Annotated in this window: 24 protein-coding genes; 3 read left to right on the top strand and 21 right to left on the bottom strand. The window is 69.4% G+C overall.

Going from position 1 to position 26,402, the window contains the following annotated elements; translation table 11 throughout:
* Positions 1-38: 38 nt before the first annotated feature.
* On the bottom strand, positions 39-1,619 hold the full coding sequence (locus ACU6XJ_RS12770; protein WP_476310178.1) for a LapA family protein: 1,581 nt from the start codon (positions 1,617-1,619) through the stop codon (positions 39-41).
* A gap of 216 nt (positions 1,620-1,835) precedes the next feature.
* Between ACU6XJ_RS12770 and rarD the strand changes: the two genes are divergently transcribed.
* Positions 1,836-2,759 (top strand): EamA family transporter RarD, encoded by a 924-nt coding sequence (rarD, locus tag ACU6XJ_RS12765; RefSeq protein WP_476310176.1) that lies wholly within the window; start codon positions 1,836-1,838, stop codon positions 2,757-2,759.
* Here the strand turns inward: rarD and ACU6XJ_RS12760 are convergent, their stop codons facing one another.
* From ACU6XJ_RS12760 to ACU6XJ_RS12690, 15 genes are read right to left on the bottom strand one after another with little or no spacing between them, the layout of a single operon-like run.
* Positions 2,760-3,773 (bottom strand): polyprenyl synthetase family protein, encoded by a 1,014-nt coding sequence (locus tag ACU6XJ_RS12760; RefSeq protein ID WP_476310173.1) that lies wholly within the window; start codon positions 3,771-3,773, stop codon positions 2,760-2,762.
* A gap of 9 nt (positions 3,774-3,782) precedes the next feature.
* The gene (nuoN, locus tag ACU6XJ_RS12755; protein ID WP_476310171.1) at positions 3,783-5,390 is read right to left on the bottom strand and encodes an NADH-quinone oxidoreductase subunit NuoN; all 1,608 of its coding nucleotides are present in this window, start codon (positions 5,388-5,390) and stop codon (positions 3,783-3,785) included.
* Complete coding sequence (locus ACU6XJ_RS12750; protein ID WP_476310169.1) at positions 5,390-6,952, bottom strand: NADH-quinone oxidoreductase subunit M; 1,563 nt, start codon at positions 6,950-6,952, stop codon at positions 5,390-5,392. Before ACU6XJ_RS12750 ends, nuoN begins: the two co-directional genes overlap by 1 nt.
* Positions 6,952-8,916, bottom strand: coding sequence for an NADH-quinone oxidoreductase subunit L (gene nuoL, locus ACU6XJ_RS12745; protein ID WP_476313982.1), 1,965 nt, complete (start codon positions 8,914-8,916; stop codon positions 6,952-6,954). The genes ACU6XJ_RS12750 and nuoL overlap by 1 nt, the downstream gene beginning before the upstream one ends.
* A 46-nt stretch (positions 8,917-8,962) precedes the next feature.
* Complete coding sequence (gene nuoK / locus ACU6XJ_RS12740) at positions 8,963-9,262, bottom strand: NADH-quinone oxidoreductase subunit NuoK (RefSeq protein WP_476310168.1); 300 nt, start codon at positions 9,260-9,262, stop codon at positions 8,963-8,965.
* Entirely contained in the window at positions 9,259-10,140 is an 882-nt protein-coding gene (locus ACU6XJ_RS12735; RefSeq protein ID WP_476310165.1) for an NADH-quinone oxidoreductase subunit J, read from the bottom strand. Before ACU6XJ_RS12735 ends, nuoK begins: the two co-directional genes overlap by 4 nt.
* On the bottom strand, positions 10,137-10,685 hold the full coding sequence (nuoI, locus tag ACU6XJ_RS12730) for an NADH-quinone oxidoreductase subunit NuoI (RefSeq protein ID WP_476310163.1): 549 nt from the start codon (positions 10,683-10,685) through the stop codon (positions 10,137-10,139). Before nuoI ends, ACU6XJ_RS12735 begins: the two co-directional genes overlap by 4 nt.
* Positions 10,672-12,015, bottom strand: coding sequence for an NADH-quinone oxidoreductase subunit NuoH (nuoH, locus tag ACU6XJ_RS12725; RefSeq protein WP_476310160.1), 1,344 nt, complete (start codon positions 12,013-12,015; stop codon positions 10,672-10,674). The genes nuoI and nuoH overlap by 14 nt, the downstream gene beginning before the upstream one ends.
* Positions 12,012-14,522, bottom strand: coding sequence for an NADH-quinone oxidoreductase subunit G (locus tag ACU6XJ_RS12720; RefSeq protein WP_476310157.1), 2,511 nt, complete (start codon positions 14,520-14,522; stop codon positions 12,012-12,014). The genes nuoH and ACU6XJ_RS12720 overlap by 4 nt, the downstream gene beginning before the upstream one ends.
* Positions 14,519-15,811 carry an NADH-quinone oxidoreductase subunit NuoF gene (gene nuoF / locus ACU6XJ_RS12715; protein WP_476310154.1) on the bottom strand — a complete coding sequence of 431 codons (1,293 nt, stop codon included), beginning with the start codon at positions 15,809-15,811 and terminating at the stop codon, positions 14,519-14,521. Before nuoF ends, ACU6XJ_RS12720 begins: the two co-directional genes overlap by 4 nt.
* Positions 15,808-16,557 (bottom strand): NADH-quinone oxidoreductase subunit NuoE, encoded by a 750-nt coding sequence (nuoE, locus tag ACU6XJ_RS12710; protein WP_476313980.1) that lies wholly within the window; start codon positions 16,555-16,557, stop codon positions 15,808-15,810. Before nuoE ends, nuoF begins: the two co-directional genes overlap by 4 nt.
* Positions 16,558-16,559: 2 nt before the next feature.
* Entirely contained in the window at positions 16,560-17,927 is a 1,368-nt protein-coding gene (locus tag ACU6XJ_RS12705; RefSeq protein ID WP_476310151.1) for an NADH-quinone oxidoreductase subunit D, read from the bottom strand.
* Positions 17,924-18,694 carry an NADH-quinone oxidoreductase subunit C gene (locus tag ACU6XJ_RS12700; protein WP_476310148.1) on the bottom strand — a complete coding sequence of 257 codons (771 nt, stop codon included), beginning with the start codon at positions 18,692-18,694 and terminating at the stop codon, positions 17,924-17,926. The genes ACU6XJ_RS12705 and ACU6XJ_RS12700 overlap by 4 nt, the downstream gene beginning before the upstream one ends.
* Positions 18,695-18,699: 5 nt before the next feature.
* The gene (locus ACU6XJ_RS12695) at positions 18,700-19,248 is read right to left on the bottom strand and encodes a NuoB/complex I 20 kDa subunit family protein (protein ID WP_476310145.1); all 549 of its coding nucleotides are present in this window, start codon (positions 19,246-19,248) and stop codon (positions 18,700-18,702) included.
* 19 nt (positions 19,249-19,267) lie between these two features.
* Positions 19,268-19,633 carry an NADH-quinone oxidoreductase subunit A gene (locus tag ACU6XJ_RS12690; RefSeq protein WP_476310142.1) on the bottom strand — a complete coding sequence of 122 codons (366 nt, stop codon included), beginning with the start codon at positions 19,631-19,633 and terminating at the stop codon, positions 19,268-19,270.
* Positions 19,634-20,074: 441 nt separating this feature from the next.
* On the opposite strand from ACU6XJ_RS12690, the gene ACU6XJ_RS12685 reads away from it, so the two are divergent.
* Complete coding sequence (locus tag ACU6XJ_RS12685) at positions 20,075-20,644, top strand: Uma2 family endonuclease (protein ID WP_476313978.1); 570 nt, start codon at positions 20,075-20,077, stop codon at positions 20,642-20,644.
* Positions 20,645-20,646: 2 nt separating this feature from the next.
* On the opposite strand, the gene ACU6XJ_RS12680 is transcribed toward ACU6XJ_RS12685, so the two are convergent.
* The 5 genes from ACU6XJ_RS12680 to ACU6XJ_RS12660 all read right to left on the bottom strand — a co-directional run bounded on the left by ACU6XJ_RS12680 (position 20,647) and on the right by ACU6XJ_RS12660 (position 25,338).
* A complete protein-coding gene (locus tag ACU6XJ_RS12680) occupies positions 20,647-20,814 on the bottom strand; it encodes a hypothetical protein (RefSeq protein ID WP_476310140.1) in 168 nt (55 codons plus the stop codon).
* Between the two features lie 104 nt (positions 20,815-20,918).
* The gene (locus ACU6XJ_RS12675; protein WP_476310137.1) at positions 20,919-22,214 is read right to left on the bottom strand and encodes a geranylgeranyl reductase family protein; all 1,296 of its coding nucleotides are present in this window, start codon (positions 22,212-22,214) and stop codon (positions 20,919-20,921) included.
* Positions 22,215-22,279: 65 nt separating this feature from the next.
* Positions 22,280-22,966, bottom strand: a complete 687-nt coding sequence (locus ACU6XJ_RS12670; protein ID WP_476310134.1) for a demethylmenaquinone methyltransferase — start codon at positions 22,964-22,966, stop codon at positions 22,280-22,282.
* Positions 22,967-22,997: 31 nt separating this feature from the next.
* Positions 22,998-24,107: a glycosyltransferase gene (locus tag ACU6XJ_RS12665; protein ID WP_476310131.1), complete on the bottom strand. Its 1,110-nt coding sequence runs from the start codon at positions 24,105-24,107 to the stop codon at positions 22,998-23,000.
* Between the two features lie 100 nt (positions 24,108-24,207).
* Entirely contained in the window at positions 24,208-25,338 is a 1,131-nt protein-coding gene (locus ACU6XJ_RS12660) for a glycosyltransferase family 4 protein (protein WP_476310129.1), read from the bottom strand.
* A gap of 231 nt (positions 25,339-25,569) precedes the next feature.
* Between ACU6XJ_RS12660 and ACU6XJ_RS12655 the strand changes: the two genes are divergently transcribed.
* Entirely contained in the window at positions 25,570-26,400 is an 831-nt protein-coding gene (locus ACU6XJ_RS12655; RefSeq protein WP_476310127.1) for an inositol monophosphatase family protein, read from the top strand.
* Positions 26,401-26,402 lie beyond the last annotated feature (2 nt).

Here is a 26,402-nt window from a genome sequence, read left to right as displayed (position 1 = left end):
AAGGGCCCCGCCGAGTTCGGCGGGGCCCTTCGTCGTTGTCAGCTTGAGCGTTCGCCCCGCTGCCCTGGCTGGGGCTGCGCCTCCGGCGGGGCGGCGCGGTTGAAGCCGTTGCCCGCCTTGTAGCCGGATTCGGCGGGCTCGGGCGCGAGCACCGGCTCGAACAGGGAGCGTGCCCTGGTGAAGTCGGGCTCCGGCGGCGCCTGCGGCTCGGGGCTTTCGGCGGCGGACGGCTCGGGCTCCTGCCGCTCCGGTGTGGTCCGCTCCCCGGCTCCCGGCGTGGCTTCCGCGAGTTCGGTTTCGATCACGTCCTGCTCGGTGGGGCCCTTGGTGGCGTTGCCGAAGACGCGGGGCTTGCGCGGGGTCTCCGGCTTTGGCGGCTCGGGCTGCTGCCTGCCGGGCTCGGCGTCCGCGGGCGGATCCGGCTGCACGGCGGGCATCACCGCGGTCAGCTCGTTCAGATGCCTGCTGAACTCTTCCGGCTGGGCCGCGGGCGTCCTGCCCGCTCGGGGCTTGCGCACCGGCAGCGGCTTGGACGCGGCGGTCGCCGCGGGCGTGATCTGCGGCTGGTCGGCGGGCGCGGGCCGGGGCTCGTCGACAGCGGGCTGCTCACCGGTGGCGGCGGCGGGGGTGACGGGTGTGCCTGCGGCCGGCGTGTGCGGAGACGCCGTGGGCGAACCCGCGGCGGGCGTGTGCGGTGCCGCCATAGGCGTGCCCGCGGCCGGTGTGTGCGGAGACGGCGCGGGTGTGCCTGCCGCGGGCGTGAACAGCGACCTGGCGGGCGTGTCGGCCGCAGGCGTGCCGGGGATGCCCGTGGCAGGCGTCGCGGGTGTATCCGCGGGCGGCGTGACGGGGGCGCCTGCCGCGGGTGCGACCGGGATGTCCGGGGTGTCCTCGGCGGGCGCGGGCGGAGTGCTCGCGGCGGGGGTCAGCCGCTCCGCGACGGGCGGCACCTCGACGGTGTTCGCGATGGGCTCCGGGCGGTGCTCGGAGTCGGGCGCGACCACGGTCTCGGTGGGTGCGGGCTCGCCCAGCAGGAGGGCGCCGCGTTCCCGTGCCTCGGCGTCTTCCGCAGGCGGACCGGACGCTTCGGTCGTGTCGGCCTCGGCGGCGTTGTCCAGGTAGGCGGCGGGCACCTCGTCCCGGTACGGCTCCGCGACGTCGTCCTGGTACGGGGTGGCCGCGGCGAACCAGTCGTCGTGGCCCTGTTCCGGGCTGTCCTCGCGGGCGGGCGCGTCGTAGTCGGTGGTCTTCGCCGCCCAGCGCGCGGGCTCCGGCGCAGGCGGCTCAACGGGCGCCCGCGGCGGCGCAGGCGGAGTGGTCGGCGCGGGCGGCACGGGCGGAGCGGTCGACGTAGGCGGCTCGATGATGGCGGTGGCGCCAACGGCAGCGGCGGGCTCCGGGTCGACGTGGGGCGTGCGGCCGTAGGACGAGCCGAACGCGGCCTCCAGGCTCTCCCGCCGGGGCGGGGCGGCCTCCAGTTCCTGGGTCAGGCGCCGCTGCTCGGCCTCCAGCGCGGCGATCCGCTTTGCCGCCGGGCGCGCCATCAGCAGCCAGGTGAAAAAGGCACCCAGCAGGAACGCCAACAGGCTCCACAGCCACACCTGCCCGAAGAGCTGCATTGGAGCACGTCCTCCTCGCCGTCGCCGAGTCTGCACAGGCCGGCACGAAACCGCCCGTGGCGTGCAGTATTCCCCACCGGAGTTCGCGGTGCTCAGGCGAGTGGGCGGTACGGGGCCGTTTCCGTTTCCGGCATCTCGCCACACACCGGGCGTCTCGAATGAGGCGTGGCCGAAAACCGCGAGACCTCGAGCGCCGCGGGTCATTAGCGTGCTGATGTGCCCCCACTGACCTCGTCGACCGAACACGACACGATCACCGCCCGCCCGACAGGCGCGACCGGCGTCGGCCTCGCCTTCAGCGCCTATCTCTGCTGGGGCACCTTCCCCGCGTTCCTGTTGCTGTTGGTGCCCGCGAGCCCCGGCGAGATCCTCGGCCACCGCATCGTCTGGACCATGGTGGCCGTCGCCGCGATCGCGGCGGTACTGGGCAGGTGGCGGCAGGTGCTGGCGCTGCGCGGCCGGGGCTGGGCGATGGTCACGGCGGCGGCGGTGCTGATCGCGGTGAACTGGGGGACGTTCATCTACGGCGCCGCCACCGGGCATGTCGTCGAGGTGGCGCTGGGCTACTTCATCGGCCCGCTGGTCAGCGTGCTGCTCGGCATCGTGGTGCTGCGCGAGCGGCTGCGCGCCATGCAATGGGTGGCGGTGGGCATCGCAGCGAGCGCCGTTGTCCTGCTGACGGTGACCTACGGCAAACTGCCGGTGATCTCGCTGATCCTGGCCACCAGCTTCTCCCTGTACGGGCTGATCAAGAAGACGGTGCCGCTGGACGGCATCAGCAGCCTCACCGCGGAGAGCATCGTGCTGACCCCGGCCGCCCTGGCCTACCTGCTGTGGCTCGGCACCGCGGGCACCTTCTTCGACCACGGCCCCGTGCACCCATGGCTGCTCATCGCGGCAGGTCCGATGACCGCCGTGCCGCTGCTGCTGTTCGGCGCGGCGGCCCGCCTGATCCCGCTGACGCTGATCGGCATCGTGCAGTACACGGCACCGATCCTGCAGTTCCTCTACGGCGTGCTGATCGGCCACGAGGAGATGCCACCCCAGCGGTGGGCGGGCTTCGCCCTGGTCTGGCTGGCGATCACCGTGTTCACCGCCGACGCGCTGCTGACCGCGCGGCGGAATCGGCGGCGAGCCTGATCAGTTGGTGCGGGCGATGACGTAGTCGGCGAGGTTCGCCAGCGCCGTACGGGCCGGGCTGTCGGGCAGTTCCGGCAGCACGGAGCGGGCGCGGTCGGCGTAGTCGTCCAGGGTCTTGCGGGCGCGTTCCATGCCTGCCGAGACCCGCAGCCGGTCCAGCGCCTCCTCGACCAGGGCGTCTTCGGCGATGGGGCCTGCGAGAAGCTCGTTCAGCCGCGCGTCGGAACCGTCGGCGATGGCGTAGAGCATCGGCAGCGTGAGCACGCCTTCGCGCAGGTCGGTACCGGGCGTCTTGCCGGACTCGGCGGAGGCCGAGGAGATGTCGATGACGTCGTCGGAGATCTGGAACGCGGTGCCGATGATCTCACCGTAACGGCGCAGCGCGTCGATCCGCCGATCGTCCAGCCCCGCGAACATGCCGCCGAAGCGGCCCGCGGTGGCGATCAGCGAGCCGGTCTTCTCCGCGATCACGGTCAGGTAGTGCTCGACCTGGTCCTCGCCGTCGCGGGGGCCGACGGTCTCGCGCATCTGGCCGGTGACGAGTTGGCCGAAGGTCTCGGCGATGATCCGCGCCGCGTCCGTGCCGAGGTCGGAGACCAGCGCGGAGGCGTGCGCGAAGAGGAAGTCGCCGGTCAGGATGGCCACCGAGTTGTCCCAGCGGGCGTTGGCGCTGGGCGCCCCGCGGCGCATGGTGGCCTCGTCCATCACATCGTCGTGGTACAGCGTGGCCAGGTGCACCAGCTCCACCACGGCAGCGGCCTTGATGACGTCCTCTTTGGACGGCTTGCCCAGTTCGGCCGCGAGCAGGGTGAACATCGGGCGGATGCGTTTTCCGCCCGCGTCCACCAGGTGCAGCGCGGCCTCGGTCACGAAGGAGAAGTCGCTGCGGACGACCGCGTGCAGGAGTTCCTCCACCGAGTGGAGGCCCTTCACGATCGATTCGGAGAACGCCGGGTCACCGAGGACCAGTTGCGCACCGCCACCTGACGCCTGGTTACCCGACACGCTCCCCATCCCAAAGGTCTACGAGCTGAACCCGCCAAGACTGGCCCAGTCCAGCAGCCACTGTGGTGCGATCCCTAGCAGCAGCGTAACCAGAGCGCCAAGCGTGATTGCCGCCGTGGTGAACACGCCGGGCACACTCACCGTGGGACCGTCCGCGGCAGGCTCGCTGAAGTACATCAGCACGATAACGCGGAGATAGAAGAATGCGGCCACCGCGCTGGCAATTAGGGCGATCACCACAAGCGGCGCCATGCCATCGGCCAGTGCGGCGGAGAACACCACGAACTTGCCGACGAAGCCGCTCGTCAGCGGGATGCCCGCCAGCGCGAGCAGCAGGAACGTGAACACCGCCGCGACCAGCGGGGACCGCTTGGCCAGGCCAGCCCACTGAGACAGGTGAGTGGCCTCACCGTCGGCGTTGCGGACCAGGCTGATCACCCCGAACGCGGCCAGCGTGGTGAAGCCGTAGGCCAGCAGGTAGAACAGGGTGGCCGACAGGCCGTCCTGGGTCATCGCGATGGAGCCGATCAGCAGGAAGCCGGCGTGCGCGATCGAGGAGTAGGCGAGCATGCGCTTGACGTCGGTCTGGGTGAGACCGAGCACAGCGCCGATGCCCATCGAGACGATGGCGATGGCCCACATCACACCACGCCATTCCCAGCTGGTGGACTCGAACGCCACCGTCAGCACCCGCAGGATGGCGCCGAAGGCGGCCACCTTGGTGCAGGCCGCCATGAACGCGGTGATCGGGGTCGGGGCGCCCTGGTAGACGTCGGGGGTCCAGGTTTGGAACGGGCCGACCGATGCCTTGAAAAGCAGACCGACCACCAGCAGCGCAAGACCCGCGAACAGCAGGGTGTCCGAGCGGAGGCTGCCGCCCGCGGCGTCGGCGATGGCGGACAGCTTCACCGAGCCCGCGTAGCCGTAGAGCAGCGCGAGGCCGTACAGGAAGAAGGCCGAGGCGAACGCGCCGAGCAGGAAGTACTTGACCGCCGCTTCCTGCGAGATGAGGCGCCGCCGCCGGGCAAGCCCGCACATCAGGTACAGCGGCAGCGACAGGACCTCCAGCGCCACGAACATGGTGAGCAGGTCGTTCGCCGCGACGAAGGCCATCATGCCGCCGAGTGCGAACAGGAACAGCGGGAACACCTCGGTCTGCATCCCGGTCATGCCGACCTGCGCCCGGTCCTGGACGGTGCCCGGTCGGATCGCGGCCTGCGATACGAACGCGCCGCCGGGCTCGACCGAGCGGTCGGCGATCAGCAGCAGCGAGCCGATGCCCAGCGCCAGCAGGGTGCCCCAGATGAACATGGTGGGGCGGTCGATGGCGAGCGTGCCGCCGATCGTGGTGAACGGCTCGAAGGGCTTGTCAGCGCCGTCGGCGTAGGTGCCGGGCTTGTTCAGGTACACGGCCAGCGCCAGACCCGCCGCGACCAGACCCAGCAACGTCGACACCACCTGCACCGACCAGCGCAGCTGGCGGGGCAGCAACTCGACGAGCACACCGATGCAGGCGAAGCCGAGCACGATCAGCATCGGCAGGATCGCGCCGTAGTGGATCTCCGGGATCTGCAGCCCGTCCGGCTGCTGGGCCAGGACCGCCGAAACCGACGCCGCAGCCTGCATCACTTGCCTCCCTGGACCGGGTCGGTCACGCCGACCTCGGTGAGCGTCTGCTGGACAGACGGGGTGATCACGTCGAGTACCGGCTTCGGGAAGAACCCGATGCCGATGATCAGCGCCACCAGCGGCGCCAGCACGGCGATCTCGCGACCGGACAGGTCACGGATCTTGGCCTTCGCCGGATCGGTCGCCGAGCCGGGGCCGCCGGTCGCGCCGACCAACGCCGTACCGCGCACCGGTCCCTGCATGACCCGCTGGTAGGCCCACAACACGTACAGCGCGGCCAGCACCATGCCGCAGGCGGCGACGATCGTGTACACCGGCTCGTTCGGGAACGAACCGACCAGCACCAGGAACTCGCTGACGAAGGAGTTGGTGCCGGGCAGCGCCAGCGAGGCAAGGCCCGCGATGAGGAACGCGCCGCCCAGGGCCGGGGTCAGCTTGGCCATGCCGCCGTAGTCCTCGAACAGCCGCGAACCGCCGCGGGCCATCACCATGCCGACGACCAGGAACAGCATGCCGGTCGCGATGCCGTGGTTGACCATGTACAGCACCGCGCCCGCCCCGGCCTGCGAGCTGAAGGCGAAGATGCCCAGCGCGATAAAGCCGAAGTGGGCGATCGAGGTATAGGTGACGAAGCGCTTCATATCGCTCTGGCCGACCGCGAGCAGCGAGCCGTAGATGATGCCGACCACGGCCATCACCAGGATCACCGGCGCCATCACCTTGCTGGCCTCCGGGAACATCGGGAGGCAATAGCGCAGGAAGCCGAAGGTGCCGACCTTGTCCAGCACGCCGACCAGCAGCACGCCGGCTCCGATCGGCGCCTCGGCGCCCGCGTCGGGCAGCCAGGTGTGCAGCGGGACCAGCGGTGCCTTGATCGCGAACGCGATGGCGAAGCCGAGGAACAGCCAGATCTGGGTGGTGGTGTCGGCATCCCGCACCACCGAGACCAGCGTCGCCCAGTCGAAGGTGCCCTCACCGACGCGGTTCTTGCCGACCACGTACACGCCGATCACCGACGCCAGCATGATCAGGCCGCCGAACAGCGAGTACAGGAAGAACTTGACCGCCGCGTACTGCCGGTTGGCGCCGCCGAAGCGCCCGATGAGGAAGTACATCGGGATCAGCATCGCCTCGAAGAACACGTAGAACAGGAAGACGTCGGTGGCGGCGAACACGCCGATCATGAACGTCTCCATGATCAGCAGCAGCGAGAGGAAGCCCGCCATGCTGCGCCCGGCGGGCAGCTTGTCCGCCCACGAAGCGCCGATCACGATCGGCACCAGCAGCGCGATCAACGCGATCATCACCAGCGCGATGCCGTCGACGCCGAAGGCGAAGCGGGCGCCGAACGCCGGTATCCACTCCATCGAGCTGGTCAGCTGGAGGCGGGCGCCGTCCGGGTCGTAGTTCGCCCAGACGACGGCGGCGAGCGCGATCTCGCAGAACGCGAAGAAGAACGCGGTCGCCTTGGCGGCCCGGTCGGACGCGCCGAGGAAGGCCACCACGATGCCGCCGACCAGCGGCAGCACCACCAGGGCGATCAGGGCTGCGGATCCCATCAGGTGAACCTCACCATCAGTAGAGCTCCGAACACGACGATGGCACCGGCCAGCATGGACAGCGCGTAGGAGCGGACGAACCCGGTTTGCAGCCTGCGCAGCCTGCCGGAACTGCCGCCGAGCAGCGCCGCGGTGCCGTTGACCACCCCGTCGACGCCCCGGTTGTCGACGAAGACCAGGAAGCGGGTCAACCAGGTGCCGGGACGGGCGAACAGCGCCTCGTTGATGGCGTTGGCGTAGAGGTCGCGGCGGGCGGCGCGCACCGGCCAGGCCACCCGGACCGGCCGTTCCACCGGAACCCGGCGGCGGCCGAAGATCAGCCAGGCGGTGAGCGCGCCGAGCGCGGACAGCGCCACCGTCACGATCGGCACCAGCTCATGCGGGATCGCACCGTGGTGGCCCGCCTCCTGCAACTCACCGAGCGACGGCGCCAGCCAGGTGACCAGCGCGTCGTTGCGGGTGAACAGGAACCCGGCGCCGAGCGAGCCGAGGGCCAGCACGATCATCGGGACCGTCATCACCGCGGGCGACTCGTGCGGGTGGTACTCGCGGCCGTCGGCGCTGCGCAGGTTCTTCCACCGCTTCTCGCCGAGGAAGACCAGCAGCAGCAGGCGGGTCATGTAGAACGCGGTGAGCGCGGCGCCGAACATCGCGGCCCCGCCGAACACCCAGCCGCGCCAGCCCTCCTGGCCCATGGCCGCCTCGATGATGGCGTCCTTGGAGTAGTAGCCGGAGAGGAACGGGAAGCCGATCAGCGCGAGGTAGCCCAGCGTCCAGGTGGCGAAGGTGACCGGCATGTGCCGAGCCAGGCCGCCCATCTTGCGGATATCGCCCTCGTCGTTCATGCCGTGCATGACCGAGCCCGCGCCGAGGAACAGCCCTGCCTTGAAGAAGCCGTGGGTGAGCAGGTGCATGATGCCCAGCGCGTAGCCGATCGGGCCGAGGCCGACGGCGAGGATCATGTAGCCGATCTGGCTGACCGTGGAGTAGGCCAGCACCTTTTTGAAGTCGTCGTAGGCGCAGCCGATGATGCATCCGATCAGCAGCGTGACCGCGCCGATGATGGTGACGACCAGCCTGCCGTCCTCGGTCAGGTTGTAGATCGGGTTGGCCCGCGCGATCAGGTACACCCCGGCGGTGACCATGGTCGCCGCGTGGATCAGGGCGGAGACCGGGGTCGGGCCCTCCATGGCGTCGGGCAACCAGGCTTGCAGCGGGAACTGGCCGGACTTGCCGCAGGCGCCGAGCAGCAGCAGCACGCTGATGGCCAGCACCTCGGCGGTGGTGAACTCGCCTGCGCGGGCGAACACATCGGAGTACTGAGTGGTGCCCAGGCGGTTGAACATCAGGAAGATCGCCAGCGCCAGGCCGATGTCGCCGACCCGGTTCATCAGGAACGCCTTCTTCGCGGCGGTGGCCGCGGCGGGGCGGTGCTGCCAGAACGCGATCAGCAGGTACGAGGCGAGGCCGACGCCCTCCCAGCCGAGGTACAGCGTCACGAAGCCGTTGCCGAGCACCAGGATCAGCATCGCGGCGACGAACAGGTTCAGGTAGGCGAAGAACCGGCGCCGCTCGGTGTTGTCCTTGCCGGTGCGGCCCTCCTGGTCGTGCGCCATGTAGCCGATCGAGTAGATGTGGATCAGCGATCCGACACCGGTGATCAGCAGCACGAAGGTCAGCGAGAGCGGGTCGAGCCGGAGCCCGAACTCCACGTTCAGCGCGGCGACGTCGATCCAGGTGAACAGCGGAAGCTCCTGGACCCGGTTCGCGGCGTCGGTGCGGAGGGACTCGAAGAACAGCGCGAGACCGACGCCGAAGGAGCCGAGCACGGTGGCGCACCCGAGCAGGTGGCCCCATGCGTTGCCGCGGCGGCCCACCAGCAGCAGGATCGCCGCGCCCAATGCGGGCAGCGCGACCAGCAGCCAGGCCCACTGGGCGACCGAGCCCGCGCCGACCTCGGCCACCTCGGGCGCAGCGGCCAACGTCTTGAACGTCGTCACGTGGTGCACCTCAGTACTTGAGCAGGTTGGCGTCGTCGACCGAGGCCGTGCGACGCGTCCGGAAGATCGACATGATGATCGCCAGGCCCACCACGACCTCCGCAGCGGCCACGACCATCACGAAGAACGCCATCACCTGGCCGTCCAGCGACCCGTTGATGCGGGCGAAGGTGACCAGCGAGAGGTTCACCGCGTTGAGCATGAGCTCGATGCACATGAACACGACGATGGCGTTGCGGCGCACCAGCACCCCGACCGCGCCGATGGAGAACAGCAGCGCGGACAGCAGCAGGTAGTACGTGGGGCTCACTTGCTTCCCTCCGCATCGGTGACTCGGCTCGCCGCGGCAGCGTCGCGGTCCTTGCCGGTCAGCGCGTGGGCGTCCGGCTCGGGGACGTCACCGGCGACGGCGGCGAGATCGGGGTTCAGCCGCTCGCGGGCGGTGGACTCGATGATCTCCGACAGCGACTCCGGCGCGACCGAGCCGTCCGGCAGCAGCGCCGGGGTGGCCACCGAGTTGGCGGTGGCGAACACACCGGGACCGGGCAGCGGCGACGGGCGGTCGTGCTCGCCGCGGAACCGCGCTTCGACCAGTTCCCGCTGGGTGGGCTTGGCGCCCTGCTTCTTATCCATCAGCGCCAGCACGATCGCGCCGATCGCGGCGGTGATCAGCAACGCCGAGGTGAGCTCGAACGGGAACAGGAAGTCGGTGAAGATCAGCTTTCCGAGGCCCGCGACGTTGCCGCCCTCGGTGGTGTTCGGCGTGGCGAGGCCGATCGAGGTGACCGAGGTCAGCGCCCTGGCCACCGAGGCCACCAGCAGCCCGGCGAAGCCGACGCCGAGCAGCGCGCCCGCCAGCCGCTGGCCGCGCAGCACCTCGACCACCGAGTCGGAGGCGTCGCGGCCCACCAGCATCAGCACGAACAGGAACAGCATCATGATCGCGCCGGTGTAGACGATGATCTGCACCACGCCGAGGAACGGCGCCTGCTGGACGATGTAGAGCACGCCAAGGTTGAGCATGGTCAGCGCCAGCCACAGCGCGGAGTGCACGGCGCTGCGGGAGAACAGCATGCCCAGCGCCCCGGCCAGTGCGAGCGGGCCGAGGATCCAGAACGTGATGGCCTCACCCGTGGAGATGGTGTCGGCCTGTTCCTGCGCCTGGGCGAGTGCCGTCAGGAGCGTCACTTGATCTCCTCCTGGACCGGGTCGGGCACGTCAGGGCGCTTGGCCAGTTCGGGGCCCATGACGTAGTAGTCCTGCTCGTTCTCGCCAAGCCGCATCGGGTGCGGGGGCTGCTCCATGCCGGGCAGCAGCGGGGCGAGCAGGTCTTCCTTGGTGTAGATCAGGTCCTGCCGGTTGTCATCGGCCAGCTCGAACTCGTTGGTCATGGTGAGCGAGCGGGTCGGACAGGCCTCGATGCACAGGCCGCAGCCGATGCAGCGCAGGTAGTTGATCTGGTAGATCTCCCCGTAGCGCTCCCCCGGCGAGTACCGCTGCTCCTCGGTGTTGTCGCCGCCCTCCACGTAGATCGCGTCGGCGGGACAGGCCCAGGCGCACAGTTCGCAGCCGACGCACTTCTCCAGCCCGTCGGGATGCCGGTTGAGCTGGTGGCGTCCGTGGAACCGCGGTGCGGTGACCTTCATGACCTCGGGGTACTCCTCGGTGACCACCTTCTTGAACATCGTCGAGAAGGTGACGCCGAACCCCTTGATCGGATCAAGCATCCCCATTGCCTGCCTCCTTCACACTGCCGGCAGGTACGGCTTCGGATTCGGGCAGCGCCTTGGTGCTGCCCGCGGTGACCCTGGCCTTGCGGACCGGCGGCTTCGGCACCCGCAGGTCGATGGGTGGCACCGGATACCCGCCGCCGGTGACCGGCACCCGGTCGTCGTCCTTGACCGGGCGGCGGTCCGGGATGAGCAGGCTCAGCAGGATCAGCACCACGAAGATGCCGCCGCCGATGAGCAGGATCGCCCGCGGGCTCATGCCCTCCTGCTGCCGCGCCACGTTGATGGCGGTAACCGCGATAAACCAGACCAGGCTGAGCGGAACCAGGACCTTCCAGCCCAGCTGCATGAACTGGTCGTAGCGCAGCCGCGGCAGCGTGCCGCGCAGCCAGATGAACAGGAACAGGAAGCCGAAGGTCTTGATGACGAACCAGAGCATCATCAGCCAGCCGTTGTTCAGGACGCTGTCCGTCGCAACGAACGGGAAGTAGCCGCCGCCGAGGAACATCGTGGTGGCCAGCGCCGAGACGGTGACCATGTTGACGTACTCGGAGAGGAAGAACAGGGCGAACTTCAGCGAGGAGTACTCGGTGTGGAAGCCGCCGACCAGCTCCGACTCGGCCTCGGGAAGGTCGAAGGGCGCCCGGTTGGTTTCACCGACCATCGAGATCACGTAGATCACGAAGCTCGGGAAGAGCAGGATGACGTACCAGCGATCCGCTTGGGAGGCCACGATGTCCGCGGTGGACAGCGACTTCGAGTAGAGGATCACCGACACGATGGCCAGGCCCATCGCGATCTCGTAGGAGATCACCTGGGCGGCCGAGCGCAGCGAGCCGAGCAGCGGGTACGGCGAGCCCGACGACCAGCCGGCCAGCACGATGCCGTAGACGCCAAGCGAGGAGCAGGCCAGCACCACCAGCACCCCGACCGGCAGGTCGGCGAGCTGGAGCGCGGTCTCGTGGCCGAACATGGTGACCTGGCCGCCCAGCGGGATCACCGAGAACGCCAGGAACGCGGGAATCGTGGAGATCACCGGGGCGATGAAGTACACCCACTTGTCGGCCAATACCGGCCGGATGTCCTCTTTGAACGCCAGCTTCAGGCCGTCGGCCAGCGACTGCAGCAGACCGAACGGGCCGACCCGGTTGGGGCCGGGCCGGTGCTGCATGCGAGCGACGACGCGGCGCTCCAGCCAGATCATGAACAGCGTCATGACGACCAGGAAGGCGAAGATCCCGACGACCTTGATCAGCGTCAGCCAGATCGGGTCGTCGGCGATCAGCGCGCCGGTGTCCGGCCGCTGCTGCGCAAGCACTCCGAGCGTGCTCATGCCGTACCTCCGTTAGCGGCGGTCAAGGTGACCAGCGCACCGTGCCCGGCGCCCAGCGTGCGGCGCACGCAGGACTGGCCGGAGTTGCTCGGCAGCCACACGACCCCGTCGGGCAGGTCGGCGAACTCCGCGAGGAGGGTGATCTCGCCTTCCTCGCCCGCCACCGTGAGCAGTTCGCTGTCGCCGAGGCCGATCTCCCGCGCGGTGCCGATCGAGATGCGGGCCACGGCGGGCCGCGCGGTGCCCGCCAGGTGCGGCTCGCCGTCCTGCATGGACCCGTTGTCCAGCAGCTGGTGCCAGGTGGCCAGCAGCGCCTCGTCGCCGACGGGGCGCGGCGGCATCTCGGCCCGCAGGTTCGGCGCGGCGATGCGCTGTCCCCGGTGCGGTCCGAGTCTGGCCAGGTCGGAGGCCGCGGCGGCGGGGGTCTGGGTGAACAGGTCGGCGTCCATCTCGACGGCCAGGGTGTCCAGCACCCGGCAGTCGGGCAGTGCGCCGGTGCCCTCCAGCGTGGTGGTGAACTCGCGGCGGCGGCCCTCCCAGTTGAGGTAGCTGCCCGCCTTCTCCACCGTGGGAGCCACCGGGAGCACCACATCGGCGTAGCCGGTCACCGCGCTCTGCCGCAGTTCCAGGCTGACCAGGAAGTTCACCGACCGCACCGCGGCCATCGCGCGTTCGGGGTCGGGCAGGTCGTAGGGGTCGACGCCGCCGATCACCAGGCCGCTGAGCTCGCCGCGGACCACCGCCTCGATGATCTCGTCGGTGTTGCGGCCGGGCAGCACCGGCAGCGCGCCATGCGGCAGGCCCCAGGCCTCCTCGACCTCGTGCCGGGCCGGGCCGTCGATGACGGGACGACCACCGGGCAGCAGGGTGGGCAGCGCGCCGGCCTCGATGGCGCCGACCTCGCCTGCCCGCCGGGGGATCCAGGCGAGTTTGGCGCCGGTCCGCTCGGACAGCCGCAACAACGCCGACAGCAGACCGGGCACCTCGGCGGCACGCTCGCCGACCAGCAGCACCGCGCCTTCAGCGCTGAGCTCCCGCACGGTTTCCTCGGGGAGTTCCTCCAGCACAACGGCTTCGGCTCCCGGCAGCGCCGGGATGAGGCCGCCGCCGGGGGCGGGCGCGTCGACGTGCAGCAGCGTGGTCGTCTTGGCCACCGCCGGGCTGGTCCACTGCGAGAGGTGGAAGACCTTGGTGCGGTTCTTGCGGGCCGCCTTGCGCAGCCGCAGGAACACGCCCGCGGACTCCTCCTCGGGCTCGAAGGCCACGCACAGCACCGCGGGTGCCTTTTCGAGGGCCTGGTAGGTCACGCCGGTCTCGGGGCTGGTGCCGACCACCGTGGAGGCCAGGAACTCCAGCTCCTCCTCCGAGTGCGCGCGGGCGCGGAAGTCGATGTCGTTGGTGCGCAGCGCGATCCTGGCGAACTTGCTGTAGGCGTAGACGTCCTCGAGGGTGAGCCTGCCGCCGGGCAGCACCGCGACCCCGCCCTGCTCGCGTTCCCGCAGCAGACCCTCGGCGGCGACCCGCAGCGCCTCGGTCCAGGAGGACTCGACCAGGTCACCGGACTCGTAGTCCCGCACCATCGGCCGCAGGATGCGGTCGGGCTGGGTGGCGTAGGTGAACGCGAAGCGGCCCTTGTCGCAGATCCACTCCTCGTTGACCTGCGGGTCCTCCGCGGCGAGCCTGCGCTGCACCTTGCCGCGCCGCCAGTCGGTGCGGATCGCGCAGCCGCCGGAGCAGTGCTCGCACACGCCGGGGGTGGACACCAGGTCGAAGGGGCGGGCCCGGAACCGGTAGGCGGCGCTGGTCAGCGCGCCGACCGGGCAGATCTGGATGGTGTTGCCGGAGAAGTAGGACTGCTCCTTGTCCCCGAAGGCGTCGCCCTCCACCTCCGCGGTGGTGGCGGTGCCGATCTGCTGGTGCGCGCCGCGCTCCAGCAGTTCCAGGAACACATCACCGGCGATCTGCTCGGAGAACCGGGTGCAGCGCTGGCAGAGCACGCAGCGCTCGCGGTCCAGCAGGATCTGCGAGGTGATCGGGATCGGCTTGGGGAAGGTGCGCTTGGTGTCCACGAAGCGGGAGTCACCGCGGCCGTGCTTGAGCGCCTGGTTCTGCAGCGGGCACTCGCCGCCCTTGTCGCAGATCGGGCAGTCCAGCGGATGGTTGATGAGCAGCAGCTCCATCACGCCCTGCTGCGCCTTGTCCGCCACCGGCGAGGTGAGCTGGGTCTTGACCACCATGCCGTCGGCCACCGTCATGGTGCAGGAGGCCTGCGGCTTGGGCATCGGGCGCCCGCCCATCTCGACCTCGACCAGGCACTGCCTGCAGGCGCCTGCGGGCTCCAGCAGCGGGTGGTCGCAGAACCGCGGGATCACCGTGCCCAGCCGCTCCGCGGTGCGGATCAGCAACTCGCCCTTGGGCGCGATGACCTCGGCCCCGTCGATGATCAGCTTGACGTGGCCTTCCGGCACTTCAAGCTCGGTGCTGTTCTTGTCGGGTGCAAGGGTCATGATTGCGCTCCCGCGAGTACGGGCCGAGCGCCGGGCTGCGCCTGGCACAGCTCGAGGAACTCGTCCCTGAAGTACTTGATGGCGCTGGTGATCGGGCTGGTCGCGCCGTCACCGAGCGCGCAGAAGGACCGGCCGAGGATGTTGTCGCAGATGTCCAGCAGGGTGTCGATGTCCTGCGGGGTGCCCTCGTGCCGCAGCATGCGCTGCAGGATCTGCACCAGCCAGTAGGTGCCCTCCCGGCAGGGGGTGCACTTGCCGCAGGACTCGTGCTTGTAGAACTCGGTCCACTTCATCACGGCCCACGGCACCGACACGGTCTCGTTGAAGACCTGCACGGCGGTGGTGCCCAGCATCGAGCCCGCGGCGGCCGCGCCCTCGAAGTCCAGCGGCACGTCCAGGTGCTCGTCGGTGAACATGGGGGTGGAGGAGCCGCCCGGCGTCCAGAACTTCAGCGGGATGCCGTCTTTCATGCCGCCCGCCAGTTCCAGCAGTTCGCGCAGCGTGATGCCCAGCGGCGCCTCGTACTGGCCGGGCTTCTCCACGTGGCCGGAGATCGAGTAGATCTTGGGCCCCGGCGACTTCTCGGTGCCCATGGCGCGGAACCAGTCCGAGCCGCCCTGCACGATGAAGGGCACGCTGGCGATGGTCTCCACGTTGTTGACCACCGTCGGCGATGCGTACAGGCCCGCGGTGGCGGGGAACGGCGGCTTGAGCCGCGGCTGGCCTCGGCGGCCCTCCAGCGAGTCCAGCAGCGCGGTCTCCTCGCCGCAGATGTAGGCGCCCGCGCCCGCGTGCACCACGATGTCCAGGTCGAAGCCCGAACCGAGGATGTCCTTGCCCAGGTAGCCCGCTTCGTAGGCCTCGCGGACCGCGGCGTTGAGCCTGCGGATGCAGTGCAGCACCTCGCCGCGGACGTAGATCGCGCAGAAGTTCGCGCGGATCGCGTAGCTGGTGATGATGCAGCCCTCGATGAGCGAGTGCGGGTCGGCCATCATCAGCGGGATGTCCTTGCAGGTGCCCGGCTCGCCCTCGTCGGCGTTGATCACCAGGTAGTGCGGCTTCCCGTCGTTCTGCGGGATGAAGCCCCACTTCATGCCGGTCGGGAAGCCCGCGCCGCCGCGACCCCGAAGACCGGAGTCCTTGCACAGCTGGATGAGCTGGTCCGGATGCGCGCCCAGCGCGGTGCGCAGCGCCGTGTAGCCCTCGAGCTGCTCGTAGGTGTGCAGCGTCCAGGAGTTCGGCGACATCCAGCGCTTGGTCAGCACCGGCGTCAGCGTGTGTTCGCTCATGACTTCTTCTCCGGTACGGGCGGCAGGTCGACTCGGTCCGGCATCGCGGGCGCGGTCCAGCCCTTCTCGTTGGCCAGCCGCGCGCCGCGCAGCGTCTCGTCCGCGGCCGAACGCCCGCCGACATCGGCGTCGCGGCCCTCGAAGAAGCCCGCCAACTGGAGCTCGGCCTGCTTGAAGTCGGTCAGCGGGGCGCCGCGGGTGGGCACCGGCCGCTCGCCCGCTCGCAGCTTGTCCACCAGTTCGGTGGCCGACTCCGGCGTCTGGTTGTCGAAGAACTCGTAATTCACCTGGAGCACGGGAGCGAGGTCGCAGGCCGCGAGGCACTCGGCGTGCTCCAGCGTGACCGACCCCGGCTCGCCGGGCGTGCCCGCGGTCTCCTCGTGGCCCAGCGGCCGGTCCTCGGAGCCGAGGTGCTTGCGCAGCTTGTCGTAGATCGAGTCCCCGCCGAGCGCGGCGCACAGGGTGTTCGTGCAGACGCTGACCAGGTGCTCACCGCAGGGCTTGCGCTTGTACATGGTGTAGAAGGTGGCCACCGCGCTCACCTCGGCGGTGGTCAGCTCCAACTGCTCGGCGCAGAAGGCGATGCCCTCCTGGCTGACGTAGCCCTCCACCGACTGCACCAGGTGCAGCATCGGCAGCAGGGCCGAGCGGGACTGCGGGTAGCGGGCGATGATCGCCTGCGCCCGTTGGATGGTGTCCTCGCCGAACACGTCGTCGTATTCAGTGAAGTCGCTGTCCGCTTGCAGGGTCACCGGTCAACACCGCCCATCACCGGGTCGATAGAGGCCACCGCCGCGATGACGTCGGCGATCAGGCCGCCCTCGCTCATCGCAGGCATCGACTGGAGATTGATGAAGCTGGGTTCGCGGACGTGCACCCGCAGCGGGCGGGTGCCACCGTCGGAGACCAGGTGGTAGCCCAATTCGCCGCGCGGCGATTCGATCGGCACGTACACCTGGCCCGCGGGCACGTCGAAGCCCTCGGTGACCAGCTTGAAGTGGTGGATCAGCGATTCCATCGACTGACCCATGATCTTGCGGACGTGGTCGAGGGAGTTGCCCATGCCGTCGGCACCGATGGTCAGCTTGGCGGGCCAGGCGACCTTGACGTCCTCCACCATGACCGGACCGTCCTCGAGCGCCTCCAGCGCCTGCTCGATGATCCGCAGCGACTGGTGCATCTCCTCGACGCGGATCAGGTAGCGGGCGAAGCAGTCCGCGTCGTTGAGCGTGGGCACCTCGAAGTCGAAGCGCTCGTAGCCCAGGTACGGGTCGATCTTGCGCAGGTCCCATGGCAGGCCGGCGGACCGCAGGATCGGCCCGGTGACGCCCAGCGCCAGGCAGGCGTCGACGGGCAGGTACCCAACGCCCGCGAGGCGCTTGCGCCAGATCGGCTGGCCGGTGAGCAGCTTGTCGTAGTCCGGCAGCCGCTTGCGCATGATCTTGACGAAGTCGGTGATCTTCTGGCGGTAGCCGTCGGGCAGGTCCTGCGCGAGCCCGCCGGGCCGGATGAACGCGTGGTTCATCCGCAGGCCGGTGAGGAACTCCAGCAGGTGCAGGCCCTCTTCGCGCTCGCGGAAGCCCGCGGTCATGGCGGTCAGCGCGCCGATCTCCATGCCGCCGGTGGCCAGGCAGACCAGGTGCGAGGTGATCCGGTTGATCTCCATCAGCAGCACGCGGGCGGTCTGCGCCCTCGGCGGCGCGGTGATGCCGAGCAGCTTCTCCACCGCGAGGCAGTAGGCGGCCTCGTTGAACAGCGGCGCCAGGTAGTCCATGCGCGTCACGAAGGTGACGCCCTGAACCCAGTTCCGGTACTCGCAGTTCTTCTCGATCCCGGTGTGCAGGTAGCCGATCACCGAGCGGGCCTGGGTGACGGTCTCGCCCTCGAGTTCGAGCACCAGCCGGAGCACGCCGTGCGTCGACGGGTGCTGCGGGCCCATGTTGACCACGATGCGCTCGTCGTGCGCGGTGTCGTCGACGAGGCTGTCCCAGTCCCCGCCGGTCACCGTGAACACGGTGCCCTCGGTGGTTTCCCGCGCGGGTGCGTAGGGATCGCTGTACCCGGTGGTCGTGTCGGTGCCCGTGGTGACGTCGGAAAGACGCTCGGTGCTGCTCATGAGTAGCTCCTGCGCTGGTCGGGCGGAGGAATTTCGGCGCCCTTGTACTCGACGGGAATGCCGCCGAGCGGGTAGTCCTTGCGCTGGGGGAAGCCGTCCCAGTCGTCCGGCATCAGGATTCGGGTCAGCGCGGGGTGGCCGTCGTAGACGATGCCGAACATGTCGTAGGTCTCCCGCTCCTGCCAGTCGGCGGTCGGGTAGACCTCGACCACGCTGGGCAGGTGCGGGTCCTCGATGTCCAGCACGACCTCCAGCCGCACCCGGCGGCGGTAGGTCATGGACGTGAGGTGGTAGACCGAGTGCAGCCGTTGCGGCACATTGGGTCCGTAGTCGACCCCGGAGACGCTGGAGCAGAGCTCGAACCGCAGCGACTCGTCGTCGCGCGCCGCCCGGCAGATCTCCAACAGGTGCTCGCGCCGCACGTAGACGGTGAGTTCGCCGCGGTCAACGGTGATCTGCTGGATGGCCTCGGCCGGGATGCCGCGCTCGTCCATGACGGCGAGCAGCGTGTCGATGAACTCGTCGAACCAGCCGCCGTAGGGCCGCTCCGCGGGGGCCGGGAGATAGGCGGGCAGCGCCAGGCCGCCGAAACCGGAGGTGTCACCGGAGCCGCTGACGCCGAACATGCCGCGCCGGGACTTGCCCGCGACGATGCCGTCCTTGGCCTCGGCGGGCTGCTGTCCGTTGACGTGCGGCTCCAAGCCGGGCTCACCGCGCTGCGCGCTGGAGTGCTCGGCGCCGGGAGCAGGGTTTTCCTTGTCGCTCATCGAGGTCACTTCTTCGCGTAACGCTGGGAGGACGGGATCATCAGGGTCTGCTCGCCGCGCTCGGCCTTGAGCGCCGCCCGCTTGGGTCCGAGCGGCTCGTCCATGATCTTGGCGTGGATCTTGAGGATCGCGTCCATCAGCATCTCCGGCCGCGGCGGACAGCCCGGCAGGTACATGTCGACGGGCACGACGTGGTCGACGCCCTGCACGATCGCGTAGTTGTTGAACATGCCACCCGAGGAGGCGCACACGCCCATGGCCAGCACCCAGCGCGGCTCGGGCATCTGGTCGTAGATCTGGCGGAGCACCGGCGCCATCTTGTTGCTGACCCGGCCCGCGACGATCATCAGGTCGGCCTGGCGAGGCGAGGCGCGGAAGACCTCCATACCAAAACGGGCCAGGTCATACCTTGGCCCGCCGGTGGTCATCATCTCGATCGCACAGCAGGCAAGGCCGAACGTGGCAGGCCAGAGCGAGGACTTGCGCGTCCAGTTGACCAGCTTCTCGACGCTGGCCAGCAGAACGCCGCCCGGCAACTTCTCTTCGAGACCCATGGTTCGCCCTCCCCCTTTCTCAGTTCCAGTCCAGCCCGCCGCGACGCCAGACATAGGCGTAGGCGAAGCCGACCGTGACGATGAACAAGAAGATTTCCGCCAGACCGAAAAGTCCGAGTGCGTCCGCATTGACCGCGAATGGGTAGAGGAACACCATTTCGATGTCGAAGAGGATGAACAGCATCGCGGTCAGGTAGTAGGCCACCGGCATGCGCCCGCCACCCACGACAGGCTGCGGCGACGGCTCGATCCCGCACTCGTAGGCGTCCAGCTTGGCGCGGTTGTAGCGACGGGGACCGATATACGGCGCAGCCGTCACCGAGAACACCGCGAAGCCCGCTGCCAGCGCAAACATCAGGACAAGCGGGACGTAAGGCTGGAGCATGACTTCCTCGTCCGTCCTTTCGTGTTCTCGCCAGCGACCCATTTCGGCGACAACGTCGAACTGACCCTAAACGTGGCCCAGGACACCCTGTGAGTTAGGCGGACCTAAGTTGACTCTCGACCACCTGCCCTTTTCGCCACTGACCAGCGGTGACACCGTTCACACAACGCTTGTGAGTTTGTTCACAAGGTCTCCAGCGTACGCCCGCATCTTGTGGCGCCCCACCACCGGGTCGGGGTGACTTTCAGTGCGAAAAGCTCAAGGGCTACAGACGAGACCGAACGCGGCCGATACGGATCAAGCGGGCCGCACCGAACGTCGCGGCCGTCCCGCCCGCGCAGGCTTGTTCACCCTTGCTGCGATCTGCGGACGTGGGACACTGAATGAGAGTGCAACCGAGGAGGTGGGGCAGTGTCAGCAGCCCTGCAACACCCAGAACCTATGCAACACCCAATGATCGGCCCGCACACAGTTGATGACTGGTTGGCGCTCGACCCTCCGATAGATGGGTCTCGCCTCGAGCTGATCCTTGGACACCTCTATATGACTCCCGCACCCGCAGGCGAGCACCAATTCGTTGCGTACCGACTGACCAGGCTCGTGGAAGACGCGACAATCGCCGCCAACCGAGGCGACTTGTATGTCGTGCCCGCGGTCAACGTCCGGATCAGCACCCCGTGGCGCACCGCTCTGATCCCCGACGTCGTTGTGCTGAACACTCCTCCGGTGGGCGTTAGCTTCACGTCTGAGGACATCGAACTGGCGGTCGAAGTCTGGTCGCCGGGTAACAGCCGGGCCGAGCGGGAGACGAAGATCGCGGCCTACGCCGCCGCCGGGATCCCGTTCCTCTGGACGCTGGCACACGAGCGCCTTGGCGGCCTCGGCCTGACCTGCTACCGGTTGAAGGAAGGCAGCTACATCGAGGAGCACACCGTGCGGACCGGCGAGACAGTGACGATCACGGCCGCACCCGTACCGGTGCCTCTGGAGCTCGCCGCCCTCAAGCCCTGAGGTCAGGACGCGAGGGTGTTTAGTTCCGCGTCCGCCTCGTCCACCGGCGTTCTCTGGCCCGCCGTGGCGAACCAGAGGGCGGCGTTCACCGTGTCGTTGATGGTGGTGGTGCCCAGGCGGTCTTTGGCGACAGCCAGGGCCAAGTCGTCCAGCTCGACCTGATACCTCACGCCGTTCAAGCTAGTGGTACGACTCCGCCGCGCCTAGTACTCAAAACGAGCCTAGGCGCGATGGTGATCACCTTGTACCCGAATGGCTCTCGTGATGCACCGGATCAGGCGCTGGGGGCCACCTTGGTGGCCAGCGTGATCACGCGGTCGGTCAGGTCGCCGTCCTTCGGGTCGTACAGACCCGCCAGCAGCTTCAAGACGATCTTCATCAGCCGCTCCTGCGGCATGCCGTACTTGGTGCAGGCACGCATCACCGCCGGATTGCCGATCAGCTTGCTGAAGATGTTGCCCAGCCGGTAGTAGCCGCCGAGGGACTGGCTGATCGCGACCGGGTAGTGCTGCAGGGCGCGTTCGCGGGACGGGCCCTCGCGGCGGGCCAGGGCGTGCACCACGCATTCCGCGGCGATGCGGCCGGACTCCATGGCGTAGCCGATGCCCTCGCCATTGAACGGGTTGACCATGCCGCCCGCGTCGCCGACCAGCAGCAGGCCGTCGCGGTAGTGCGGGGTGCGGTTGAAGCCCATGGGCAGCGCCGCGCCGCCGATCTTGCCGCTGGCGTGCTCCTCGCGCAGGCCCCACTCCTCGGGGGTGCCGTCCAGCCAGGACCGCAGCAGCGCCCGGTAGTCGGTGGTGCCGTAGGCCTTGGACGTGGACAGGATGCCGAGGCCGACGTTCACGGTGCCGTCGCCCATGCCGAAGATCCAGCCGTAGCCGGGCAGCAGGGTGGGCTCGGCGGGGTTGGAGCGGTCCCACAGCTCGAGGTGGGATTCCAGGTAGTCGTCCTTGCTGCGGGGGCTGGTGTAGTACCGCCGCACCGCGACGCCCATCGGGCGGTCGTCGCGCTTTTGCAGGCCGACCGAGAGTGCCAGCCGCGCCGACACGCCGTCGCAGGCGACGACCAGCGGCGCCCGGTAGGTGACCTGGGTCTTCTCCGGGCCGGTCTTGGCGATCACGCCGGTCACCCGGCCGGTGCGGTCGTCGGTCAGCGCGGCGGTGACGGTGGTGTCCTGCAACATGCGGGTACCGGCGCGCTCGGCGTGCTTGGCCAGCATTTCGTCGAAGTCCTGCCGGGGGCGCACCACGCCGTAGGGCGGGAAGGTCGCCAGCTGGGGCCAGTCCAACTCCAGGGTGACGCCGCCGCCGACCACGCGCAGGCCGCGGTTGTGCAGCCAGCCCGCCTCCTCGGTGGTGTCCACCCCGAGGTCGATCAGCTGCTTCACGCCGCGCGGAGTGAGGCCGTCGCCGCACACCTTCTCCCTGGGGAAGACGCTCTTCTCCAGCAGCAGCACGTCCAGGCCCGCTCGCGCCAGGTAGGTGGCGGTGGCGGAACCGGCTGGCCCGGCTCCGACGACGATGACCTCGGCGTCGTCCCCTGGCCGTCGGCGACTGGACGCGGGCATGGGCGACCCCCTTGGGCGGTGTTCGAGAACTGCTCGCGAGTGTAAGGGCGTACCGGAGTCCGGTGTTAGGGCTTGACCGCGCGGTGTACGGCCACGACGCCGCCGGAGAGGTTGCGCCAGGCGACCTCGCCCCAGCCTGCGGCCGCGATCTTCTCGGCGAGTTCCCGCTGGTCCGGCCAGTCGCGGATGGAGTCGGCCAGGTAGGTGTAGGCCTCGGCGTTGGAGGACACCTTCCGGGCCACCGCGGGCATGGCCTTGGTGAGCATCGTCTCGTAGAGGGCGCGGAACGGGCGCCACACCGGCGTGGAGAACTCGCAGATCACCAGCCTGCCGCCGGGTTTGGTGACCCGCGCCATCTCGGCCAGCGCGGCCTCGGTGTCGACGATGTTGCGCAGGCCGAAGCTGATGGTCACCGCGTGGAAGCTCGCCTCGGCGAACGGCAGCCGCAGCGCGTCGGCGCCGACCAGCGGAACCCCGCGGTGGCGGCCGTTGCGCAGCATGTTGATGGAGAAGTCCGCCGCGACGCAGTAGGCGCCGTTGCGTGCGTGCTCCACAGTGGACACCGCGGTGCCCGCGGCGAGGTCGAGCACCCGCTCGCCGGGCCTGGAGTCCAGGCAGCGGCGGGTGAAGTCGCGCCAGCGCCGGTCCCACCCGAGGGTGAGCACGGTGTTCGTCCGGTCGTAGCCACGGGCCACGTCATCGAACATGGCCGCGACCTCGCGCGGCTTCTTGTCCAATCCAGCTCGGGACATAGCGCGCAGCCTACGCCCACCGGTTTGGCGGTCAGCGCGCCCCGAGGGCTTCCATCATTCCGGTGACCGCGTTCGGCCACGGGAACTGCTCGGCCCTGGCCCTGGCCGCCGCCCGGCGCATCGGCTCGGGGTCGTTGAGCAGTTCGGCGACGCCCTCGGCGAAGGCCGGTGCCTCGTCGGCCACCGCGACCCCGCAGCCGGGGCGGACGATCTCCTTGAGCGCGGACCGCTGCGAGACGACCACCGGCGTGCCCGAGGCGAGCGCCTCCAGAGCAGCCAGGCCGAAGGTCTCGTGCGGGCCGGGGGCCAGCGAGATGTCGGCGGTCGCCAGCAGCCTGGCCACCTCGCCGCGGGAGGAGACGAAGCCGAGGAAGGTGATCGGCAGTCCGGCGGCGCGGCGCTCCAGGGCGTGCCTGCGCGGACCGTCGCCCGCGATGACCAGCCGCACGTTCTGGCCGGACTCGTACATCTCGGCGACGGTGTCCACGCTGCGCTCGACGTGCTTCTCGGTGCTCAGCCTGCCGCAGTGGACCAGCAGCGCGTCCGCGCCGCCCGCCAGTTCGGCCTTGAGCCAGCCGTCGCGGTTGGCCGGGGTGAAGGTCTTGAGGTCGACGCCCAGCGGTACCCGGAGCACGTTGCTCGCGCCGATCCGGTCGAACTCCTCGCGGGCGAAGCTGGTGGTGCACACGACGGTGTCGTAGTTGGCTGCCATCCTGCCGTTCGCCCAGTCCGCGACCTTGCGGGCGGCGGGGCCGGGCATGAGGAACTGCTCGAGCAGCCGGTCGAAGCGCTCATGGGAGATCACGACATTGGGGATGCCGCGTTCGGCGGCCCAGCGGCCCATGCCGCGCAGGGTCAGCCGGTCGGACACCTCGAGGCAGTCCGGGCGCAGCACCTCAAGCAGCGTTTTGATCCGCCACGGGTCGACCACGCGGTAGCCGCCGGTCCACGGCACCTTCGGGGCGGGGAGCGTGATGCGGCGGACGCCGCTGGGCAGCAACTCGTCCTCGTGGGTGCTGCCGGGAACCACCAGGATGACCTCGTGGCCATACGCGGTGTACCCGGAGCCGAGATGGTTCAGCGCAGTCCGCAGGCCACCGGAGCGCGGCCCGTAGAAATTCGCAAGCTGAACGATGCGCATGCGAGGCGTTTCCCTGCTGTTGTGCCGGTTAGGTCGTCGTCCCCCTCGGGCAATGGGCCTAACACTGTAATTCGGACTCGGTTACGGGGTAGTACCCCGCTCACGCGACCTTACGCTTGACAACCGGCAAACCGGTGACATCGGCATAGTGTCCGAGCAGTTCGTCACAAATCGCAGGCCAGGTGCGCCGCAACACTGACCGGCGCGCCGCCGCGCCGAACCGGGCCCGCAGGGCTGGGTCCGACAGCGCGATCACGGCCTCCCGCAACGCTTGGGCGTGCGCCTGTTCGTCGTGCGGGGGCAGCAGGTAGCCGGTGCGGCCGGGCAGTACGAGGTCGCGCGGGCCGCCCGCGTCCGGTGCCAGTACAGGCACCCCGGAGGACAGCGCCTCCTGAACGGCCTGGCAGAACGTCTCGAAGGGGCCGGTGTGCACGAAGACGTCGAGGCTGGCGTAGGCCTCGGCCAACTCCTCGCCGGTTTTGAAGCCCAGGAAGGCCGCGTCCGGCAGTTGCTCCTGGAGTTCCTGGCGGGCGGGACCGTCGCCGACAACGACCAGGCGGACACCCGGCATGCCGCGCAGCGCGAGCAGCCATTTGACCTGCTTTTCGGGCGCGAGCCTGCCGACGTAGCCGACCAACAATTCGCCGTTGGGCGCCAATTCGGCGCGCAGCTTGTCGCTGCGCTTGCCGGGGCTGAACCTGGCGGTGTCGACGCCGCGGGCCCAGCGGTGCACGCGCGGGATGCCGTGGTCTCGCAGCGCTTCCACCGCCCAGGTGGACGGCGCGAGCGTGCGGTCGGCCATACAGTGCAGCCGCTTCGTCCACCGCCACGCGGCGCGTGCGGTCAGGCCGAGGCCGTAGGACTGGGCGAACCCGGCCACATCGGTCTGGTAGATGGCCACCGTGGGGATGCCGAGCTTGCGCGCCACCGAGATGCCGCGGGCGCCGACCACGAACGGCGAGGCCACGTGCACCACATCGGGCTTGAAGTCGCTCAGCGCCGCGTGGATCTTGCGGGTGGGCACCCCGATGGGCAGGGAGTTGACCACCGGCAGGTCCAAAGCGGGCAGCCGGACGACAGGAAAGCCGTTGTAGCTGTCCTCGCCTGCGCCGGGAGCGATCACCAGCGCGTCGAGGCCGGACCGCTGTAGATGCTCCAGGACCCGGAGCACCGAGTTGGTAACCCCGTTGACCTGCGGCAGGAAGCTCTCGGTCACGATAGCCACACGCACGCGCCTTACGTTGCCTCCTGGAACGGCATTCGAGTCGACGCTCGTGTGACAGCTCGCGAAACTGTTGTCGAACACCTCGTTCCCGGCGGTGACCGCATCCGCGGAAGGACCATGCTGAACAGCACCGGCCCGGGCCCCCGAGCCGGCGACCCGCTCATTTGACCCAGTGATCTCCGGCATGTCACCTTGGCGTCGCATCGCAGACACCGTAACCGGTCAGGCTAGGTCGGCGTGACCGTAGTGTCCGCACGTCCCGCACAGCCCGCAGACCCGAGCCTGGTCTCCCGGGCTCTGGAAGTCGCGGGTCGACTGGCCAACGATGCCGCCGATGTGATCACCGCCACGGCGGGCCGTGGCGCGCGCCCGGAGGTCAAGGAGTCCCCCTTCGACTGGGTGACCGACACCGATCGCACCCTCGAACGCCATACCCGCCGAGTCCTCGCGGGCGAGTTCCCCACCATGCCGGTGGTCGGCGAGGCGTTCGGCGCCGACGCCCACGCCGAGGGCTCGCACTACCGCTGGGTGGTCGACCCGGTGGACGGCACCGCCAACTACGTCGCGGGCCTGCCCTGGTGCGGCTACAGCCTGGCGCTTGTGGACCCCTTCGGACCGGTGGTCGGCGTGGTCGCCGACCCCTACCGCGCCCAGATCTACGCCGCCGCCCGCGGCCGCGGCATGCGCGCCAACGGAACCCCGATCCGGCTTGGCGAACGCACCGTGATCTCCGGCGGCATCGTCTGCACCGAATACGGCCGCGGCGGCCCGTGGCCCGGCATGACCGACTTCGTCACCCGCGCCGCCCGCGGCCACGCGGGCGTCCGCGTCCTCGGCTCCTCCGCACTGGCGATCACCCAGGTAGCCCTCGGCCACGCCATGGGCACCGTCCTGCACAGCTACCACGAATGGGACATCGCAGGCGCCGTGGCCCTAGCCCTGGAAGCAGGCGCCGTCGTCCTCAACCGCAACGGCGAACCGGACCCCCTCCCCACCGACGGAGTCCTCGTCGCCGTCCCCAGCGTCGCCAACGAACTCCTCTCCTGGTGGCAGTCCGCGGTGAACTGAAC

Source organism: Actinorectispora metalli (assembly GCF_056323685.1).
The sequence above is the reverse complement of the archived record's forward strand: the minus strand, read 5'-3'. Positions and strand labels throughout refer to the sequence as shown.

Coding starts and splice junctions, on each gene's coding strand:
- ACU6XJ_RS12770 (WP_476310178.1), bottom strand. CDS start 1,619: ATGCAGCTCTTCGGGCAGGTGTGGCTGTGGAGCCTGTTGGCGTTCCTG.
- ACU6XJ_RS12760 (WP_476310173.1), bottom strand. CDS start 3,773: ATGGGGAGCGTGTCGGGTAACCAGGCGTCAGGTGGCGGTGCGCAACTG.
- nuoN (WP_476310171.1), bottom strand. CDS start 5,390: ATGCAGGCTGCGGCGTCGGTTTCGGCGGTCCTGGCCCAGCAGCCGGAC.
- ACU6XJ_RS12750 (WP_476310169.1), bottom strand. CDS start 6,952: ATGGGATCCGCAGCCCTGATCGCCCTGGTGGTGCTGCCGCTGGTCGGC.
- nuoI (WP_476310163.1), bottom strand. CDS start 10,685: ATGGGGATGCTTGATCCGATCAAGGGGTTCGGCGTCACCTTCTCGACG.
- nuoH (WP_476310160.1), bottom strand. CDS start 12,015: ATGAGCACGCTCGGAGTGCTTGCGCAGCAGCGGCCGGACACCGGCGCG.
- ACU6XJ_RS12720 (WP_476310157.1), bottom strand. CDS start 14,522: ATGACCCTTGCACCCGACAAGAACAGCACCGAGCTTGAAGTGCCGGAA.
- nuoF (WP_476310154.1), bottom strand. CDS start 15,811: ATGAGCGAACACACGCTGACGCCGGTGCTGACCAAGCGCTGGATGTCG.
- ACU6XJ_RS12705 (WP_476310151.1), bottom strand. CDS start 17,927: ATGAGCAGCACCGAGCGTCTTTCCGACGTCACCACGGGCACCGACACG.
- ACU6XJ_RS12700 (WP_476310148.1), bottom strand. CDS start 18,694: ATGAGCGACAAGGAAAACCCTGCTCCCGGCGCCGAGCACTCCAGCGCG.
- ACU6XJ_RS12695 (WP_476310145.1), bottom strand. CDS start 19,248: ATGGGTCTCGAAGAGAAGTTGCCGGGCGGCGTTCTGCTGGCCAGCGTC.
- ACU6XJ_RS12690 (WP_476310142.1), bottom strand. CDS start 19,633: ATGCTCCAGCCTTACGTCCCGCTTGTCCTGATGTTTGCGCTGGCAGCG.
- ACU6XJ_RS12685 (WP_476313978.1), top strand. CDS start 20,075: ATGCAACACCCAATGATCGGCCCGCACACAGTTGATGACTGGTTGGCG.
- ACU6XJ_RS12675 (WP_476310137.1), bottom strand. CDS start 22,214: ATGCCCGCGTCCAGTCGCCGACGGCCAGGGGACGACGCCGAGGTCATC.
- ACU6XJ_RS12670 (WP_476310134.1), bottom strand. CDS start 22,966: ATGTCCCGAGCTGGATTGGACAAGAAGCCGCGCGAGGTCGCGGCCATG.
- ACU6XJ_RS12665 (WP_476310131.1), bottom strand. CDS start 24,107: ATGCGCATCGTTCAGCTTGCGAATTTCTACGGGCCGCGCTCCGGTGGC.